8 protein-coding genes and 3 pseudogenes are annotated in these 19,502 nt (G+C 40.4%); 7 read left to right on the forward strand and 4 right to left on the reverse strand.

Features of this window, described 5'->3' with window-relative positions; translation table 11 throughout:
* Positions 1 to 12: 12 nt before the first annotated feature.
* Positions 13 to 1,390, reverse strand: a pseudogene (locus CV014_RS24475) (NAD-dependent malic enzyme).
* Between the two features lie 317 nt (positions 1,391 to 1,707).
* On the opposite strand from CV014_RS24475, the pseudogene CV014_RS30495 reads away from it, so the two are divergent.
* The 4 genes and pseudogenes from CV014_RS30495 to CV014_RS24495 form a co-directional block, all read left to right on the forward strand.
* Positions 1,708 to 2,251 (forward strand): annotated as a pseudogene (locus tag CV014_RS30495) (FIST signal transduction protein); the annotation flags it as partial.
* Between the two features lie 36 nt (positions 2,252 to 2,287).
* Positions 2,288 to 2,788: an FIST C-terminal domain-containing protein gene (locus CV014_RS30500; RefSeq protein ID WP_329608436.1), complete on the forward strand. Its 501-nt coding sequence runs from the start codon at positions 2,288 to 2,290 to the stop codon at positions 2,786 to 2,788.
* 5 nt (positions 2,789 to 2,793) lie between these two features.
* A complete protein-coding gene (locus tag CV014_RS24490) occupies positions 2,794 to 3,864 on the forward strand; it encodes a sensor histidine kinase (protein ID WP_236144408.1) in 1,071 nt (356 codons plus the stop codon).
* A 253-nt stretch (positions 3,865 to 4,117) separates the two neighbouring features.
* The gene (locus CV014_RS24495) at positions 4,118 to 4,876 is read left to right on the forward strand and encodes an SDR family NAD(P)-dependent oxidoreductase (protein WP_236144409.1); all 759 of its coding nucleotides are present in this window, start codon (positions 4,118 to 4,120) and stop codon (positions 4,874 to 4,876) included.
* Between the two features lie 197 nt (positions 4,877 to 5,073).
* Here CV014_RS24495 and CV014_RS24500 read toward each other — a convergent pair whose 3' ends face one another.
* Positions 5,074 to 8,034, reverse strand: coding sequence for a UPF0182 family protein (locus tag CV014_RS24500; protein ID WP_236144410.1), 2,961 nt, complete (start codon positions 8,032 to 8,034; stop codon positions 5,074 to 5,076).
* 1,448 nt (positions 8,035 to 9,482) lie between these two features.
* On the opposite strand from CV014_RS24500, the gene CV014_RS24505 reads away from it, so the two are divergent.
* Positions 9,483 to 10,814 carry a P-loop NTPase fold protein gene (locus CV014_RS24505; protein ID WP_236144411.1) on the forward strand — a complete coding sequence of 444 codons (1,332 nt, stop codon included), beginning with the start codon at positions 9,483 to 9,485 and terminating at the stop codon, positions 10,812 to 10,814.
* Positions 10,790 to 15,889, forward strand: coding sequence for an nSTAND1 domain-containing NTPase (locus CV014_RS24510; RefSeq protein WP_236144412.1), 5,100 nt, complete (start codon positions 10,790 to 10,792; stop codon positions 15,887 to 15,889). Before CV014_RS24505 ends, CV014_RS24510 begins: the two co-directional genes overlap by 25 nt.
* Before the next feature lie 18 nt (positions 15,890 to 15,907).
* On the opposite strand, the gene CV014_RS24515 is transcribed toward CV014_RS24510, so the two are convergent.
* Together CV014_RS24515 and CV014_RS24520 are read right to left on the reverse strand one after the other, a co-directional pair.
* On the reverse strand, positions 15,908 to 16,087 hold the full coding sequence (locus CV014_RS24515) for a replication restart DNA helicase PriA (protein WP_103137032.1): 180 nt from the start codon (positions 16,085 to 16,087) through the stop codon (positions 15,908 to 15,910).
* 605 nt (positions 16,088 to 16,692) lie between these two features.
* Positions 16,693 to 16,863: pseudogene (locus tag CV014_RS24520) on the reverse strand (helix-hairpin-helix domain-containing protein); the annotation flags it as partial.
* A 456-nt stretch (positions 16,864 to 17,319) separates the two neighbouring features.
* On the opposite strand from CV014_RS24520, the gene CV014_RS24525 reads away from it, so the two are divergent.
* Entirely contained in the window at positions 17,320 to 19,500 is a 2,181-nt protein-coding gene (locus CV014_RS24525) for a DNA cytosine methyltransferase (protein WP_236144414.1), read from the forward strand.
* Positions 19,501 to 19,502 lie beyond the last annotated feature (2 nt).

Below are 19,502 nucleotides of genomic sequence, written 5' to 3' on the forward strand. Positions count from 1 at the left end.
TATTGAGCTTAATTAACTCCTAGCAATTCCTTCTTCACGGGCTGCTTGCTGTACAGCCGCCGCTACAGCCGTGACAACGCGCGGATCAAATACGGAAGGAATGATGTGTTCTCGATTTAACTCGGAAGGACTCACCAAAGAAGCGATCGCTATTGCTGCTTGTAAATACATGGTGGTGGTGATTGTCTGCGCCCGACAATCTAAAGCACCCGAAAGACACCAGGGAAGGCTAAGACGTTATTAATTTGGTTGGGGTAGTCACTGCGTCCGGTAGCAATCACCGCACATCTTTACTGACTAATTCTGGCTGAATTTCTGGGATGGGGTTAGCCATTGCAAAGACAATGGGGTCTTTAGCCATCGATTTCACCATTTCTGGTGTTAATACCCTGGCGCACTCACACCGATAAACACATCCGCACTTGGACTGCACCGGCTAGTGTACTTGGGCTTTAACGGCAAATCTTGTTTTTCTTCGTTTAAATCGGTGCGACTAGTAGAGATAATCCTTTAGAGTCACACATCCAAATTTTTTCTGCTCCCGCTTTTTTGAGGAGACGGGCGATCGCGACTCCCCGCGCACCAGCCCCATTAATCACTATGCGGATGTCTGCAATGGGTTTCTGCACTAATTTCAGGGCGTTCAATAAAGCCGCTAAGGTAACAATTGCTGTGCCGTGTTGGTCGTCATGAAATACTGGTATATCTAATTCTTGACGCAATCGCCGTTCAATTTCAAAGCATCGGGGCGCAGCAATATCTTCTAAGTTGACACCCCCAAACACAGGTGCAATATTTTTTACCGCTTTGATAATCTCCTCTGTATCTTGGGTATCCAAGCAAATCGGAAACGCATCCAACCCTGCAAATTCCTTAAACAGCATCGCTTTACCTTCCATCACTGGTAAAGCTGCATGGGGGCCGAGATTACCCAAACCTAAAACGGCACTACATCAGTGACAATAGCGACGGTATTTTGTTTGATAGTTAAATTATATACTTCTGCTGGGTCTTGAGCGATCGCTGTACAAATGCGTCCACACCAGGAGTATAAGCCATTGCCAAGTCAGACACACTCTTCAGGGGGATACGGCTGGCGATGCTGATTTTGCCACCGCGATGTAGTTAAAGGTGCGATCGTAAACACTAATCAATTTAATATCAGGGATAGCTTTAACAGCTTGCACAATTGTCTTGCGTGTTCCGTGCTAGCCGCATCCACATTCAGGTCACGGATAGAAACTTGACGGGTTTGCTCATCAAATCGATTGTACGATATTACCGCCACTGGCAGCAATAGCTTGGGCGATCGCTGCAACATCCCCACCCGATTAGGGATTTGCAACCGCAGGGTCACACTAAAACTAGAATTAGGAGTTAGGTTTGTCATGGTGATTCCAGATTTTAAGTTCTAGATTGTATATTGAATTGCTCAGTAAAAATCAAAACGAAAAACTAAAATATGACATTTTCATTACAACCAACAGTCACGTAATTAGGGGACTGTCAGAAATTCAGCGATTATCCTGCTTTTTCCTCAGCAAATCTTGTGTATGCAAAATTCACTTTGGGTATTCTAATTAAGTAAGAAATACTTATTTATCAACCAGATTTACCAAAAGAATATCAGGAAGTAATGTTAAAAGCAGTAGTAGGACACAGTAATGATCCAGATACAGATGTAGTGATAGCGGAAGTATTGGAGCAATGTCTGAGTGGGCTAGCTGGGATGAATCTCAAGCCGGGATTTTGCTAGCGGCTCTAGATTTTGATCATGCTGAAATTTTACGGCGTATTCATCAGACATTCCCAGGTATTCAGTTAATTGGTGGGACAACAGATGGTGAGATTTCCTCAGTTTTAGAGTTTCAGCAAGATTCTGTCGTCTTAATTCTCTTCTGCTCCGATGAAATTAAGTTTAATGCAGCCGTTGGTCGTCATATCTCTTCAGACCCGTGGCGATCGCCCAAAAAACCGTCGAAGCGGCTCAAGCACAGGCTCATTATCCCAGCACTTTGTGCATTACTACCCCTGAAAGTCTCACTACCAGTGGTATTTTAATCCTGCAAGGCTTGCAACAAGGCTTAGGCGCAGGTGTTCCCATTGTGGGTGGTACTACTTGCGACCAATGGCAGTTTAAACAAACTTACCAATTTTTTGGAGAAGAAGTCCTCAGCGATGCACTGCAATTTTGTTACTTTCAGGTGATGTACTTTGGGGACATGGGGTATCAAGTGGCTGGACACCAGTTGGTAAAAAGGGAATCGCCACCAAAGTCGCTGGAAATGTGCTTTATGAAGTCGATGGTCAACCTGCTTTGGAATTCTATCGGGACTATATAGGAGACATTCGCCCCTCTCCAGCCTATCGGTTAGCGGTTTTTGAACCCCAGCAAGAGAGTTGGTATATGAGAACCTCCAATGGAGACTACGATGAAACCTCTGGGAGCATTACTTTTTTTGCAGATATTCCCCTCAATTCAGAAGTGCAAGTTGTCCACTCTGACAGGGATCAAATGGTGGATTCGGCGCGTCTGTCTATGTTGCAAGCACTTGAGCATTATCCTGGAAACCAGCCGACCATAGCGTTATTCTTCTCCTGTACAGGACGAATGCACGTCCTTGGGACTAGAGCCAAGGAAGAGTATAAAATATTGCAGCCAGAAATGCCTGCTGGGGTAATTTCTGGCGGTTTTTATACCTATGGTGAAATTGCGCCCTTACGACCTGATGGCGATACGCAGTTTCATAATGAAACTTTTGTGACTCTGTTGTTAGGGGTGGAGTAATCCACATGAATGATTTGTCGTATGAGCAACTACAACAACGAGTGAAAGACTTAGAAAAGCAAAATCGTCTGTTGCAAAAAAAATTAGAGCGTTCAGAATCTAATCGCCAGCAATTGGAGGATTCCCATGAAATTCAATCAAAGCTACTCAACCGTATCATTCAAGGGTTAGAACAATCTAGAGCAGAAGCCGAAGCCCGTAGCCATGAACTACAGGAAGCATTTAATAATCTGCAAATGATGCAAGCTACACTCATAGAGTATGAAAAGATGTCTGCCTTGGGCGTTTTAGTTGCAGGGATTGCCCATGAAATCAATAATCCGGTCAATTTTATTCATGGGAATATTTACTACGCTTGTGCCTACGTGCAGAATTTAGTAGATATGCTTTCGCTGTATCAAAAGACATACCCTGAACCTGATGAGCAAATTCAAGCCAAGTTAGAGGAGTTAGAGATAGAATTTGTTGTTAATGACTTGTTACGGCTTTTAATTTCCATCAGGAATGGTAGCGATCGCATCAGTGATATTGTTTTAGGATTACGCACCTTCTCCCGATTGGATGAAGCAGAATACAAAAAAGCGAATCTCCATGATGGTCTAGATAGCACTTTGATGCTTTTGCAACACCGACTCAAGGCTCATGGCGATTTTCCAGGTATTACCGTGATTAAGCACTATGGTAAATTGCCATCAATTCCCTGTTTTGCAGGGCAGTTGAATCAAGTATTTATGAATATTCTAGTCAATGCAATTGATGCCATTGAAGAACGCTATATACGGCAAATATCTGATAAAAATCAATATAATCCAGGTTGGATTAAAATTGACACATCTATAGTAGACACAAAATGGGTGAGAATTGCGATCGCTGATAATGGGTTAGGGATGTCTGAACAGACTCGACAAAAGATATTTAATCCGTTTTTCACTACTAAGCCAGTTGGCAAAGGTACGGGCTTAGGGATGGCAATTAGCTATCAAATTATTATTGAGAAACATGGGGGTAAGTTAGATTGTTTCACTCAAGTGGCACAGGGAACTGAATTTGTGATTCATATTCCTTTAAGTAGGTAGGTAAGAGGAAAAACGCCTAATTTTTGGCAAAATTATAGTAAACTTCTTCGGTAGTGTTGAGTGCTGAGTGTTGAGTGCTGAGTGTTGAGTGTTGAGTGTTGAGTGCTGAGTGCTGAGTGCTGAGTAATGAGTGCTGAGTGTTGAGTGTTGAGTGCTGAGTGCTGAGTGTTGAGTAATAAGTTTTGAGTGCTAAATATTGCGCTTTTGCTAATATGACTCGGTATTATTTTGGTAAAAATATAATTAACGTACTATGAATGCGTATCCTCGAAAACTCGCAGGGAAAGTGGCCTTAGTCACGGGTGCTTCAAGGGGTATTGGTGCGGCGATCGCTAAACGGCTGGGGGAAGATGGCGCAAATGTCGCCATTAGTTACGTCAATTCAGCCACTAAAGCAGAAAGTCTAGTTCAAGAAATAGAAGCACACGGAGTTAAATCCGTAGCCTTCCAAGCTGACCAAGCTGACTCTGTGCAGGTAGAGAATTTAGTTAAGCAGGTTGCTGCCCATTTTGGACATCTTGATATTCTGGTGAATAATGCAGGTGTATTCGTTCGCGGCTTAGTAGGAGACTCTACAATCGATACGGCGGCTTTAGACCGTCAGTGGGCTATCAATGTAGGCGGCGTAGTGACGGCTGTTCGCACTGCTGTACCTCTGATGGGTGAAGGCGGAAGAATTATTTCTATTGGTTCTTGTTTGGGAACTCACTCACTTTTTTCGCAAATCTCTGATTATTCAGGAACTAAAGCAGCCCTCACAGGTTATACCAGAGGCTGGGCGCGTGACCTTGGTAGCAAAGGAATTACAGTCAACATCGTGCAACCTGGTTCTATCGAAACAGATATGAATCCATCGGACACTGATTTTGCTGCCCAACAAAAGTCTTTCATTCCCTTGGGACGCTACGGTAAACCAGAGGAAATCGCGGCTGTAGTAGCTTTCCTCGCCAGTCCTGAAGCTTCCTTTATCACCGGTGCAACCATCGATGTTGATGGCGGAATGAATGCGTAAAAAAAGGCAAAAGTAAAAAGGCAAAAGGCAAAAGAAAGAAACCTTTTGCCTTTTTCCTTCTCAGATGCAGTTAGGAACTTTCAGAAAATAAACTATCCAAATTTATCTTCTTCAAAACAACTGTTTTCCCCCTGCTCCCTGCCCCCTGCCCCCTTGCCATCAACGAGATAGTATTTCTTAATTGGAAGTGAAGTCCCTTAACTCGCCGGGGGTTCTTCGACAGGACGAATAATAGCCGGTGCGGGTGTGACTTCTGGTTGAAAAATGCCCCGCAAAGCTTGTTCTAAGGTTTGCGCCATGACAATGCGGTTTTCGTAGGCTACCACTACTCTCACTAAGGTAGGAAGACTATTTTGGGTGGCTTCTAGATAAATCGGCTCGACATACAATAACGATTGTTCAATGGGAATCACTAGTAAATTTCCTTGAATGGCTCTCGAACCTTGGCGATTCCACAGGGAGATTTGTTGTGAAATTACTGGATCTTGATTAATTCGTGCTTCTATTTGTTCTGTGCCGTATACTAGGCGTTCTTTGGGGAAGTTATATAACAGTAATTTACCGTAGTTTTCGCCATCCGATCGCGCCGCTAACCAAGCAATCAGGTTAGTCCGTTCCTTGGGTGTGTAGGGTAAAAATAGGAGGAATTCCTCTCTATTAGAAGTTTCACCAACAAAGGGAAAGGTGGGAAGGCTGGTAATCAAATAATAAGGTTCGACTAAACGCGCTTGACTACCATAGATTTCATTGGGTATTTGCCACTGGTCTTCCCGGTTGTAAAATACTTGCGGGTCGGTCATGTGGTAAGTCATTAACCGTTCTGATTGAATGGTAAAGAAATCTAGGGGATAACGGATATGACTTTGGAGAGTCAAGGGCATATTTTTGAGGGGTTGGAACAAGTCGGGAAATATACTTGACCAAGTGTTGATGATGGGATCTTCTGGATCAGCAATATAAAATTTCACTGTGCCGTTATACGCATCAATTACGACTTTGACGGAGTTACGAATGTAATTGATACCGTTATTATTGGGGTCTGAATAAGGATAGCGATCGCTAGTTGTGTAAGCATCCACTATCCAAAATAGACGATTATTTTCCCCTGGAAATTCAGGGTTAGGGTTAGCGGCGACTAAATAAGGGTCACTGTCGTATTTTAAAAAAGGTGCGATCGCTTGAATTCTGCGTCTGATATTCCGCCGGAACAATACCTTAGTATCTGGTAAAAAGTCCCGTGTAAATAACATCTGCCAGTCTCTTAAATATAGGGAAAATAACGCCCTCCGCCACGGCGCACCTATCCTGACACCACCCAAGCCATCGTAGATATTGTAAGCATTATCACTACCACTAGGATAGTCCAACTCTCTCGCTCTTGTTCCCGTCATGACATAGGTGTTAGTAATTTCACCGTAATAAATGCGGGGTTGTCCAATGGGTACACTCTCGCGCACAGCTGCGTTGGCTGTAGTCAATGCGCCTTGTTCATTGCTACCAATATCTTTGACAAAATATTCCGGTAAACCTCCGGCTGCGACTGTATTCACCGGACTTATAGTAAACCCGTAGCCGTGAGTATAAATTAAATGTTGGTTTACCCAAGTTTGCGCCTGTTGGGGAACAGCACTATAGTCGAGTTCTCTAGCCGCAATTAATACCTGGCGTTTGGTGGCGTTTGGTTGTTCTTGGAGGGTGTAGCGGTCAATATCTGCATCAGGAAAGCGGTAGTAGGGGCGAAATTGTTGTAATTGGCGGTTAGTGTCCAAAAGTGGACGCTGATCCCAAAGGCGAATATTACGAATTGTCAAATCATTGGCTTTGAGATCCGCTTCTGTGAGTGTTCCTTGGGGGTTGAATGTTTGTGAGTCAATTGTTTCTAAACCAAATGCTTCTCTGGTGAGGGCGATAGTACGTTGAATATAGGGTTCTTCCCGTTGTAGTTCGTTGGGTTGCACAACCAAATACTGTACGACTGTGGGTAGGATATAACCAGCTACTCCCACAAATAGTAAATATAAACCTACGCCATAGAAGAAAAACGGCCGATAGCGGGAAGCAGCACGCCAAAAGATAGTCCGCCATAATAGGTAAGTGGCGATCGCCAATGCTAAACCGCACAAACAGTTGTAAACTGGCAATTGGACATAAACATCGGTGTAACTTGCGCCATAACTCACCCCACGGGGAGAATAAACCAATTCATAGCGACTCAACCAATAACTAAAACTCACCAGCAGCATTAACAAGCCACCCATCCCATATAAATGACGCTGCTGTGGGGATGAGAAACCAGGGAACACGCCTTGACTAAGACTATCTGCTGATAAAAGATAGGTAAGACATACAGCGATAAAACCATATAAAAACATCCCCATCAGCCAGATTTCTAAGAGTTCCCAAAAGGGAAGAGAAAAGATAAAAAACTTGATATCTAAGCCAAATAGGGGGTCTGTGCTGTTAAAAGCTGTAGGCTGGAAGTATTGCAGCACCTTAGCCCAGTTGTGGTACATGATACTGCCTAAACCGACGCTGAAGATGAGAGCGATCGCAGTTAATAAGAAACGAGAGTAAATTAAAATAGCGATCGCGCCACCAATGACTAAGGCTAAATATAGAGGCTGACTGAAAATCTGTATTCCCAATTGCCAAAGCGTTTCCAGCCTCAAGGGAAAAATCAACTGGTTTTTGTTAGTCCCAAACCAATAGCCAAAAGCAATTTGACCATAGTGGACTAGCATTAAACCCACTAATAAACTCAAGATTAATACTAGTGGTAATAACAACCGTAATTTTAACGGGTAGAGATTTTTTTCCTCTCTGGGGCGAGTTTGACGAGATTGGGTATATTCAGGACTGAGCATTTTTTGCAATTTACTACTCAGACTGACTAATTCTGGTTGTACTTCCTCAACCTTTGCAGACTGGGGATACTTGAGTCGTTGCGCCCAGGCGAGATTTACCAGCAGATAAGTAGCAGTTAGCCCAGTGATTAACACCAATAGACCACTACGCGTCACTAGTCTGACTAAAAACACTCGGACATAACCAACTTCCTGAAACCAGAAAATTTCTGCACCCAAGCGCGCACCTAAATTCGCCAATAGCAAAAGCCCCAGGAATACGACAATTAATTTAACAAACCATTTTTTGAACATAACTTTCGGCATTAGGCACAAAAAAGACAACGGCGGCCTCACCTTTTGCCTTTTTCCTTTTGACTTTCTTATTATTTCCTATTTTGAAACCTCACTGAGTATGCGAAAATAATATATGGGGATAAATTAACTGTTGGCTTTTGACTCGCAACACAAAAGTTCCTGTAATTTAGCTTCAACAGTAAATTTTCGCGTCAATCCAAGAAAACTTATATATTCACACTGTAGTTAAAGCTAGCTTGTTATCAAACTGGAACAGGTGATTAGTATACCGCGTCTTTGCGGATAGTAGCATTGAGTAAACATACATAACTACAAGTTAAATATGTCATACTCAGTGTTGAAATTCCGATTCATCAGGTGGCATCTACAAAGTAGCACAATCGGAAATTTTGGACTGAGGTTATTATGGACAGGAGGATTTATCTAGGCATCATTGCATTACCCATCTTTTTGTATAATGCTGGTGTCAATCAAATTATCTCTAGGGAAGTATTTCAACAGGAAACCTTTCCTACACACTCTCAGGTTACTCAGAAAACTAGCAATTCCTGGCAAATAGCAGGGAGAGAGCAACAGCCTGAAGATTGTTTGATTAGGCGAGAGTGTACAATATAGTTTTTCATGCTGGTTCTGACTTTCAAAATGGATAAAGTCTTGACTATAAGCCAATCATTCTAGAAAAATGAGTTTGGTTTATTCTCCATGAATCTTGAATTTTTTATAAAATCTTGAACCTCGATTTCAACCAGAGATCGGGGTTTAAATTAGGAAAATTAAATTAATTTATACACAAATAATATATTTAAAATGTACCTAAGAGTACCTTTTGATTTGTGAGATATTCTTAATATTTAGAATCATAGGTCTTATCAAAGATAATATCTTGTCATTCACAATCTAATACGGTGCAGTTAAAACCAGGATTTCAAGTTTGTTGAACAAGAAGTTTGTAGTAAGGACTTTAGTCCTTAGTGAACTGGACTGTATTAATTGATAGCTATCCTCAATCATGCTGGTAGTCCGTCACACTAATTTATGATAGGTCATAGAACCCCGAATTCTTCAAAAAGTCGGGGTTCTGGACAAATTAATGTTTGATTTATTTATACTTTTGTAAAATTTACAACTGTGGCAATTGTGTATAAAACTACAACCTGATGGGAAAAATATCCTGAATACTGTTAAATTATTGAGTAATTTGAGTAATAAGGGCTGAAATCAACGCATAAGTTGTCAAAAAACAACATATTTTAAATGTGAAGCGAGAGTCTAAGGGCTTGAGACTGTAAAAACGATGATTAATTAACGATAAGCATCTAGTAAAAAGGTAAAGGTAAAAAGGCAAAAGGATGAAACTTCTGCTACTTTTCACCAATTTTCAGTGATTGCTCAAACTAAACAATGATGTAATCCAAAATCCCAAATCCAAAATCCCAAATTCCAATATGCCCCTAGATTTAGAAAAATTCTATCAGGCTTGTAATCCCAGCAGACCGTTGATGATGGGAAACAACAGCGATCGCCGATATTATATTGATTTTGCATCGGTGCGGGGTGGTAAAATTATTGAAGCACTACTGCGTACTATTACTCGCATTTCCCCCAATTCCCCCACCTGTCAGTTATTTACAGGACATTTGGGTTGCGGTAAATCTACAGAACTACTGCGCTTGAAGGCGGAGTTAGAAGAGGCGCAATTTCATGTAGTGTATTTTGAGTCTACCCATGTCCTAGAAATGGCGGATGTGGATGTCACTGATATTTTACTAGCGATCGCCGGACAGGTGAGCGAAAGTCTGGAAGCAATGAAAATTCGCCTCAAGCCTAACTACTTTACTAAGTTATTTAGTGAGGTGATGGATTTTCTGCAAACTCCCATTGATTTGGGAGTAGAAGCGGAATTATCAGTGGGAATTGCCAAAATTACTGCCAAAACTAAAGAAAGTCCCCAATTGCGTCGCCGCTTGCGAGATTACCTCGAACCCCGCACCCAGGGAATTTTACAATCAATTAACCAAGAACTCTTAGAACGGGCTGATAAGGAACTCAAAGCCAAGGGGAAAAAAGGCCTCGTTGTAATTGTCGATAACTTAGATAGAGTCGCAATTCGTCCTTTACCATCGGGGCGATCGCTGCCAGAATATTTATTTATCGATAGAGGTGAACAATTACGTAAGCTCAATTGTCATGTAGTTTACACCATACCCTTAGCTTTAACCTTTTCCAACGACAGCGCGGAACTCCAACACCGTTTAGGTGGTGGAGTCGCACCGAAGGTATTACCGATGATTCCTGTCAGGTTGCGTTCTGGGGAGATTTTCCAGCAAGGCCTAGATTTGATGCGTCAAATGGTGTTAGCTAGGGCTTTCCCTGACATTCAACCGAGCGATCGCTTAAGCTTAATTACAGAGGTATTTGATAATTTAGAGATACTAGATAGATTGTGCCTGATCAGTGGTGGTCATGTGCGCGATTTATTGGGGTTGCTGTTTGACTGTCTGCGAGAACAAGATCCACCCTTTGATAAAGAATGTGTCGAGTTAGTCATTCAAAGACAACGGGACTACCGCGCTAATCCTATCGATAGCCAAGAATGGGAGTTAATCTTCCAAGTGGTAAAACAACAACGGGTTAGAGGAGATATAGAATACCATACCTTATTGCGTAGTTTATTTGTCTTTGAATACCGCGACCACCAAGGGGCTTGGTTTGCTGTCAATCCAGTTTTAGCCGAGACACCAAAATTTAAGTCATGGTTGAAGGACAATTCCCAGTAGATATTAAAACAGCCAACGGTAAGGCTTTACAAAGTTTATGGCGAGCAATTACCCTATCTTGTGGTCATTTTTCTGTAGTGGTAGTCTGCTGTAATTATCGTGTACTACAGGAGCGAGTGCTGCAATCACTAGATAAATTAGCGGTGGGAGTGGCGCGCATTCACAAGGTAGTTTTACCCCCAAACACCAGAAGTCTTTACTCAGCTTTGCATTTTCAGCTAGAAACAGATCATCAACCCCCATCGGCGTTGATGGTTTTGGGTTTAGAAACCGTCGAGGAAATTGACGATTTACTCAGGTCAATCAATCATATCCGAGATGAATTGCCTAAACAGCATTCATTTCCGATGATTTTTTGGGTAAATGAGGAAATATTGCAAAAAGTCGTGCGTTTAGCCCCTGATTTTGCCAGTTGGGCGGCGACACCAATTCGGTTTACCATGACGACACCAGAATTATTAGAATTTCTGCGTCAAGAAACTGATACTTTATTCGCCAAAGTCTTAACCAACGAACATGGACAACGGCGACAAGCAAAACTCACCCCCAATTATCCCACCCTCACCCAAGTGTGGGAATATAGCGACGAACTACATTCAGCCATCGGTGAATTGCATGAGAGGGGAATTACTCTAGAACCAGAATTAAACGCCAGTTTAAAGTTCGTTTTTGGTTTAGATGATTATATTAGCGATCGCATTCATCTCGCCTTAGATCATTTTCAACAAAGTTTGCTGATTTGGCAAACACTCGTTACTCAGTCATCCACAGAAAAACCAACTGAAGCGGAAATCTCTACTTTCCCTCGTCCGACTCCCCCATCTTCCCCACTTTTAAGACAGAGTGTATTACTGTTTTATCTCGGCTTGTCATATTGTCGGTTAGCGGAACAAAATCAACTAGATAACCGCGAATATTGGGAACAGGCGAAATCTTCTTTACAACAAAGCATAGACATCTTAGAGTCAGCGCACCGACTGGATATTGCAGCAGAATTTATCGGTCAACTAGCAGAAGTTTTAGAACATCTGCAACAATGGGACGAATTACAAAAAGTCGCCCAACATTCCCTAGAGTTACATCAAATCTATGGGAGTCAAATTCAGTTAGCTTGTGACTATGGTTTTTTAGCCCAAGTCGCCGTCCAAGCTTCACGGTGGTTACAGGCGAGTATTTTAGCCCATGTTTCCTTACTCAAGTTAGACGAAGCCCAACAGCAAGACACCATACCCCATGATTGTTTATTTCCCCTGCTGTTAGCGCAGATTTATTATTTAGTCTTAGCCAAAGCCCAACAAAAATTAGGTGAAAACGCCGTGGCGCAAGCCTATTTAGATAAAGCCACCCAGGAATTAACCCCAGCTTTAGAAAATAGCGCGCACCAATATGACGCACATCGTTATATTAGGATGTTGCGGAAACTGCGATCGCTCTATTTTGAAGCCGGGCGTTATTTAGAAGCCTATTGTATCCGCCAAAAACGCCGTTCTATCGAACAACAATATGGCTTACGGGCTTTTATTGGTGCAGGCCGTCTCAAACCCCAAAGACAAGCTACCAACCCAGCGTTAATGTCTGCCTCTGGTAGTAGTAGTATTGCTTTAGAAATTGCAGCTTCCGGGCGAGAACGGGATATTAATAACTTAATTGGCAGAATTAGCCGTTCTGACCAAAAATTAATTGTGATTCACGGCCCCTCTGGGGTGGGTAAGAGTTCTACTGTGACGGCTGGTTTAGTTCCAGCTTTACAAAATCACGCCATCGGTGATCAAATTGCTGTCCCTGTAGTATTGCAAGTTTACACAGATTGGGTGCGAGAATTGGGTAAATCTTTAAAGGTGGCAATTTCGCAACTCAAAGGTGATGCAGCTATTACATCAGAAGTTTTAGGGGTGACGGAAACCCCAACGACTATTAGCAGCATCTTAGAAAAATTACATCAAAATGCGAATAATCATCTCATTACGGTTTTAATATTTGACCAATTTGAAGAATTTTTCTTTGGCTGTACTGACCGCCACCAAAAACAGCAATTCGACCAGTTTGTCAGTGATTGTCTGAATATACCTTTTGTCAAAGTTATCATGTCTTTGAGAGAAGATTATTTACACCAAATTCTAGAATTTAAACATTTAGAGAATCTCGAAGCCATCAATAATAACATTCTCGATAAACAGATTCGTTATCAATTAAATAATTTTTCTCCCGAATACGCCAAAGCCATCATTCAAAAACTCACCACCCGTTCCCACTCCAATTTAGAACCAGCTTTAATTAATGCCTTAGTTGACGATTTATCTAGAGATACCGGAGAGATTCGCCCCATTGAATTACAAGTTACAGGAGCGCAGTTACAAGATGAAGGCATTACAACTCTTGCCCAATATCAACAATACAGACCAAATAAATTAATTGAAAGGTATATCAGAGAACTAATAAAAGATTGCGGCCCCACAAATGAACGGGCAGCTTTACTAGTTCTATACTTATTAACAGATGAAAGTAATCAAAGACCATTTAAAACTCGTGCTGAATTAGCAACAGAATTGGCAGAATTAGAAGATGCCGATAATTTAGAATTAGTCTTAAATATTTTGGTCAGTTCTGGATTAGTGGTATTGTTCCCCGATGTTCCAGAACGCTATCAATTAATTCATGATTACTTAGTAGATTTAATTCGCTATTTGCAAGAACAAGAATCTAGCCTCCAAGCCCAACTTAATCAGCTGCGTCAAAAAGTCGAACAAAGTCAAACCGAAATTGAACGACTCAAGCGAGAACTCCGCCAAAAAAAGCAAAACAGCAAACTCTTAGATCCTCAACCCCAACAAGGATTAGATTTACTGGCGGAATTGCGCGAGTTACGCAAGCGAGAAGAACTCAGTCAATTAGAAGTGGAACAACTCCGCGCCGAACTCAAAGAAAAAGAGTTAACCGCCCAACTGGTAGAAAGCCAAAAACAACAAAGACTCAGTGAAGCCAAATTAAATCGTTCCTTAAAAATTGCGTTGGGGGCTTCAGCGTTAGCGATTTTGGGGTTGAGTGTTTCCATAATCACCGCCGTAGACAGTGAAATTAAAACCCTGAGTGTTTCTAGTGAAGCGTTATTTGCATCCCAAAAAGGCCTCGACGCACTCAAAGAAGGAATCAAAGCTGGACGCAAATTACAAAGCACGATTTGGGTAGATCCTTACACCAGAGAAAAAGTACAAACAGCACTATATCAAGCTGTGGTGGGGGTGAAAGAATATAACCGCCTAGAGGGACATACTTCTGGCGTGAATAGTGCAGTCTTTAGTCCTGATGGGTCGTTAATTGTCTCTGCTAGTGCTGATAATAGCGTTAAACTTTGGCAGGCTGATGGTTTAATGTTACCTATTTCCTTACAACATAATAAGGTAGTCAATAGTGTGAGCTTCAGCCCCAATGGTCAGATAATTGCGTCTGCTAGTCAAGACGGCACAATTAAACTGTGGAGTCGCAAAGGTGAATTGCTGCATACCATTTTAGGGCATGAGGCGGGAGTCAATAGTGTTAATTTTAGCCCAGACGGACAAGCGATCGCTTCTGCTAGCACCGACAAAACCATCAAACTTTGGAGTCGAGACGGTAAGTTACTCAAAGCTTTCTTGGGACATCAACAAGCCGTCCAAAGTTTAGCTTGGTCGCCTGATGGTCAAACTTTAGTTTCTGTGAGTGCTGACAGAACTATCAAACTATGGAAGCGTGACGGTCAATTATTGCAAACTTGGAATGGTCACGACAGTGCAATTTTAACTGTAGCTTGGTCGCCCAGAGGTGACATGATTGCTAGTGGTGGTTTAGACCAAAAAATTAAACTCTGGAATCTCCAAGGAAAACTAGTCAGAAGTATTACTGGTCATACTGGGGCAATTACTAGTGTTAGTTTTAGCCAAGATGGTCAAACCATTGCATCTGCCAGTACCGACGAAAGCGTAAAACTTTGGAATTTAAAAGGTGTGTTACTAGGGACACTCAAAGGACATAACAATTGGGTCAATAGTGTAAGTTTCAGCCCTGACGGTAAAACTTTAGTCTCTACTAGTCGGGATAAAACCATTAAACTTTGGCGTTGGCAAGATGTATTGCAGCGTGACCCCCAAACCGACGAAGATGATTGGATAACTAGCATTAGTTTTAGTCCCGACGGTCGGATGGTGGCGGCGGCTAGTCGTGACAATACAGTCAAAATTATTAGTAGTGATGGTAGAATTTTGCGAACTTTCCCCAAACATGACGACCAAGTTTGGGGCGTAGCTTGGTCTGGTGACGGTCAAGTCATCGCCTCAGCCAGTAAAGATAAAACGGTGAAATTATGGAGTCGAGACGGTAAATTACTCCATACTTTGAAAGGTCACACCGATGCAGTTTGGGCTGTAGCGTGGTCGCCAAATCATCAAGTCTTGGCTTCAGCCAGTAAAGACAACACCGTAAAATTATGGGGTCGAGACGGTAAACTCCTTAACACTCTCTCAGGTCATACTGATGCAGTCAACTGGGTTAGCTTCAGCCCAGACAGCAAGTTATTGGCTTCTGCTAGTGATGATTTAACAGTCAAACTCTGGGATTTAGATGGTCAACTTCTACACACCCTCGCTGACCATAAACGCCCAGTTAATGGCGTAGCTTGGTCGCCTGATAGTCAAATTTTAGCTTCTGCCAGTATTGATAGCACCGTGAAAATGTGGAATCGGGACGGTGAACTGCTAAAAACTCTATCTGGTGATGGCGATAATTTTACCAGTATCAGTTTTAGCCGTGACGGTCGGACTCTAGCCGCCAGTAGTGACGACAAAATTAAGCTGTGGAACAGAGAAGGAACAGCATTAATTTCCTTAAAAGGCGACAAAGAAGAACTAACCAGCGTCAGTTTTAGTCCCAACGGCAAAATTTTAGCAGTCGGTAGCGGTAACGGTAGGGTAATTTTCCGCAATTTAGACGACTTCAAACTAGCCAAGCTACTGACGCGTGGTTGTCACCTTCTCCATGATTATTTACAGACTAACTCGAAATTAACCCAGAGCGATCGCTCTCTCTGTCCTCAAGATCATTAATTTTTGTATCTAAAATTCCTATCTCCGCGCATGAATTCCTGGTGCGTAAGCTTCCACAACTCGACCCGTTTTAGTGCAAGAGATCATCAAATAATCACAACTATGACACTGGGTTCTAGTTAATTGGCTATCAGCAATATAGTGACGTTCAGCTGCACTGCCACAGTTTGGGCAGTAAATTTTTTGTACGATGTGCATAGTTGACCCCGGTTGTAATTCTGGTATTTGCGAACAAAAATGCCAATGTGGCTAGAAAAAATTCTAGTTAGCGAGAAGGCTGTTAATTTTAAACAAAACTTTAGATTTGAAAAGTGAACAGAATCATTTGGTGATTATCTTAAATTGCAGGTTATTCAACCATCCTACTTGAGATATAAAACTACTATTGTATACAAGGTTGTTGGCAAATTTGACTGATCCCAATTGCTAATTCCTTGAGACAAGGCTGTTTATAGTCATTTCCAAGGATATTACAGGATATCTTTGTATTCAAATATCAAAATCAGTTAATTACTGTAGCTTAAGTAACAAAATGATTTTCTTAATGTTTAGTTAACATTTTTTAGCATAAACATTCCTAAATTTAATCACCACTAAATCGCCAATATTCATAATTTGAAATATTGGCTAGATGGATTTATCTGGTTACAAGTAACAGTAACTAGATAAATCGATAGAAGATATTCTTAATAGTTTGCATCAGCTTTTGATTCAGCCGATGACTAAATTTTTCGGCTGAAAAACTGGGAATTACTGTTTCATACTTTGGTGACAGAACTTGTAACTAAAAACTAGTCCATTTGTCAACTATCCAGAGGATGAAAATAGTTGTAAATTTCTTGAGCTAATTTTGTCCCAATCCCTGGAACTTCCGCGATTTGTGCGGGTGAGGCTTGGCGAATATAATCAATAGAGCGAAAATGAGCTAACAGCAACTTTTGACGATGGTGTCCCAAACCTGGAATTTTGGTAAGTAACGCTTTAATGCTTAATTAAATATCAAAGCGAAAAGGCTGATATTCTATCTTATCCTTATTATGTGTAGTAATATTTAAGTGAAACGTCAAAAATGATGCGCGCCATTTCCGCAACACAGCATTTTGAACCTTACGCAATCACGATGAGTTCAATTTAAATAATACTTATCGTTTTATATTATTTGATAACTAAAACTGATAAAACGTCTTTGAGTTTATTAATATCGTTTTATCCTCAAAATCGCTAGATGGAATTTATTCCACATCCAAATATTTATTTGACACTGTGCAAACTTTCCGCATTGAGGAAACATAGTGTTAAAGCTTGCTGATGAATTCCCTTCTGGATTAATTTGCAAAATTAATCCGATTTGTCGATGGAAATTTTAAAATAATATACATTCTGTTATAATGTTTAACTCGGCTATATAGGGAGATATTTTATTAATTTATATGGAGGAACTAAAGTTAAAATTTGCTGATTTATTTGCTGGGATTGGAGGTTTCAGATTAGCTTTTGAAAAAGCTCAATATGAATGCGTATTCTCTTGTGAGATTAACGATGCTTGTAGACAAGTTTACTTCAACAATTTTGGCGATACACCAGCATATGATATCAGCAAAATTGATATAAAAAGTTTACCCTACTTTGATGTATTAACGGCTGGATTTCCTTGCCAACCTTTTAGTATCTGTGGTAGAAGAAAGGGATTTCATGATACTAGAGGGACTTTATTCTTTCATATTTGCGAAATTATTGAACATATTAATCCGCCTGTTGTCGTCTTGGAAAATGTTAAACACATATTACATCATGACCAGGGTAGAACTTTGGAAGTCATATTATATTCTTTAGAGGATATAGGTTATTTCGTCAATCATGAAATACTTAATTCTAAAGATTTTGGACTTCCCCAAAATAGAGAAAGAGTAGTATTTGTTGCTACTAAAAATAGGAAATTTGATTTCGGACTACTTAAGAAAATTCATCCATTTCCTATATTGAGAGATTTCTTGTGTACTTCAGGAGAGTTTGAATACTTAAATCCTCAAGAGTATACAATGATTGATTATCCTAAGCAACAGCCTTCAGGATTAATCTTCGTGGGATATCGTAATAAAAATATTTGGAAAACAGGTATTAGACCAAATACAGAACATTTATCAAGAGTTCATCATCAACCAAATAGAATTTACTCTATAGAAGGAGTTCACCCCACAATACCTTCTCAAGAAACTTCAGGTAGATTTTTTATTTACATACCAGAAGAGAATGCTGTGAGAAAACTAACCATCAGAGAATGTTATAGAATCATGGGGTTTCCTGATACTTTTAAAACCCATAGTAATTTAGCAGAGTGTTACAAGCAAATAGGGAATTCGGTTTCTATCCCAGTGATGTATGAGTTGGCTAACCAAATCAAGAAACAATTTTTTCACTATCAAGAAATTGACAGTAGCTTTATTTTAAATCATAAACAGTCAGAGTTCGTTCAACCTATTCAATTGGAACTGCCATTAGTCATGAATCATAGGGAAAAACTTATACAAATTTATCAAAGTCTATCTGAATTTGAAATTAGTGAAGTCCAACTACCGGAGGAATATAAAAATCATGTTGCTGAGATTGCGAATAAATCTTTTGCTAGGAAAGCAGTTCACACAGTTCTCATTACTCTTTTAGTACATAAAATTCTACATCCATCTCAGGATATTAGATATCATCAATCTGAAATGCCAGGTGGTTTTTCTGGTAGAAGTATAGATACAAAGTATATAACTCCAACTTTGACAGAGTTGGAATTACCTGCAATGGCTGAAAGTGGTTGGTTAACACGTTCTTTTGAACAGCCTTATCCTTATACATTAGATTACAACGGAAACATAAGCCCTAAGCCACTAAAGATAGCATTTCTCAATATTCTTGATTTTGTACAACAATATCCAGAGAAGGCAGAATATTTACTGAAATTGCTCTTAAAACTTATTAAAGCAACTAAAGATGAGCAAGTAGTTGAAATTATCAAACTTACCAATCCTGAAAAATTGGATATAAAAAGTGTAGTTAATTCTTTAGATGAGCATTTTAACTATGACTATAAAATTGTTGGAGGCTCAAAATTACCTGTTATTGCTTTTTATGCTATTTATCAAATTCTAGTCAGGGAAATGTCTAGATATAACTCGTGTAAATTGGGTAAGTTGGGTAGCCATACCGCTTCTGATAGAACTTCTAAAACTGCTGGAGATATAGAGGTTTTTGATCAAAATAATCATCTGCTGGAAGCTATAGAAGTCAAACATGGTCAAGAAATATCTTTGCAAATTGTTTATCGTGCTAAACAAAAAATTATTAAGTATAATCCCAGTAGATATTACATTTTTGCTTCACAAGGGATTAAACAATCAGAAGTAGAGCCAATTAATAAGCTGATTCAAGAAATTGCAGATGAGCATGGATGTCAAGTAATTCTGAATGGAATCACTCCCACCATAAAATATTACTTGAGATTAATTATGTCTGTCACAGACTTTATTAGTGAATACTCTCAATTAGTAGAGTCGGATAATGAACTACAAAAAATCCATAAACAGAAATGGAATGAGATTTTAGCTAGATTAATGCTAGATTAGCA

Origin of the sequence: Nostoc sp. CMAA1605, assembly GCF_021596505.1 — a bacterium.
Lineage (GTDB): Bacteria > Cyanobacteriota > Cyanobacteriia > Cyanobacteriales > Nostocaceae > Trichormus.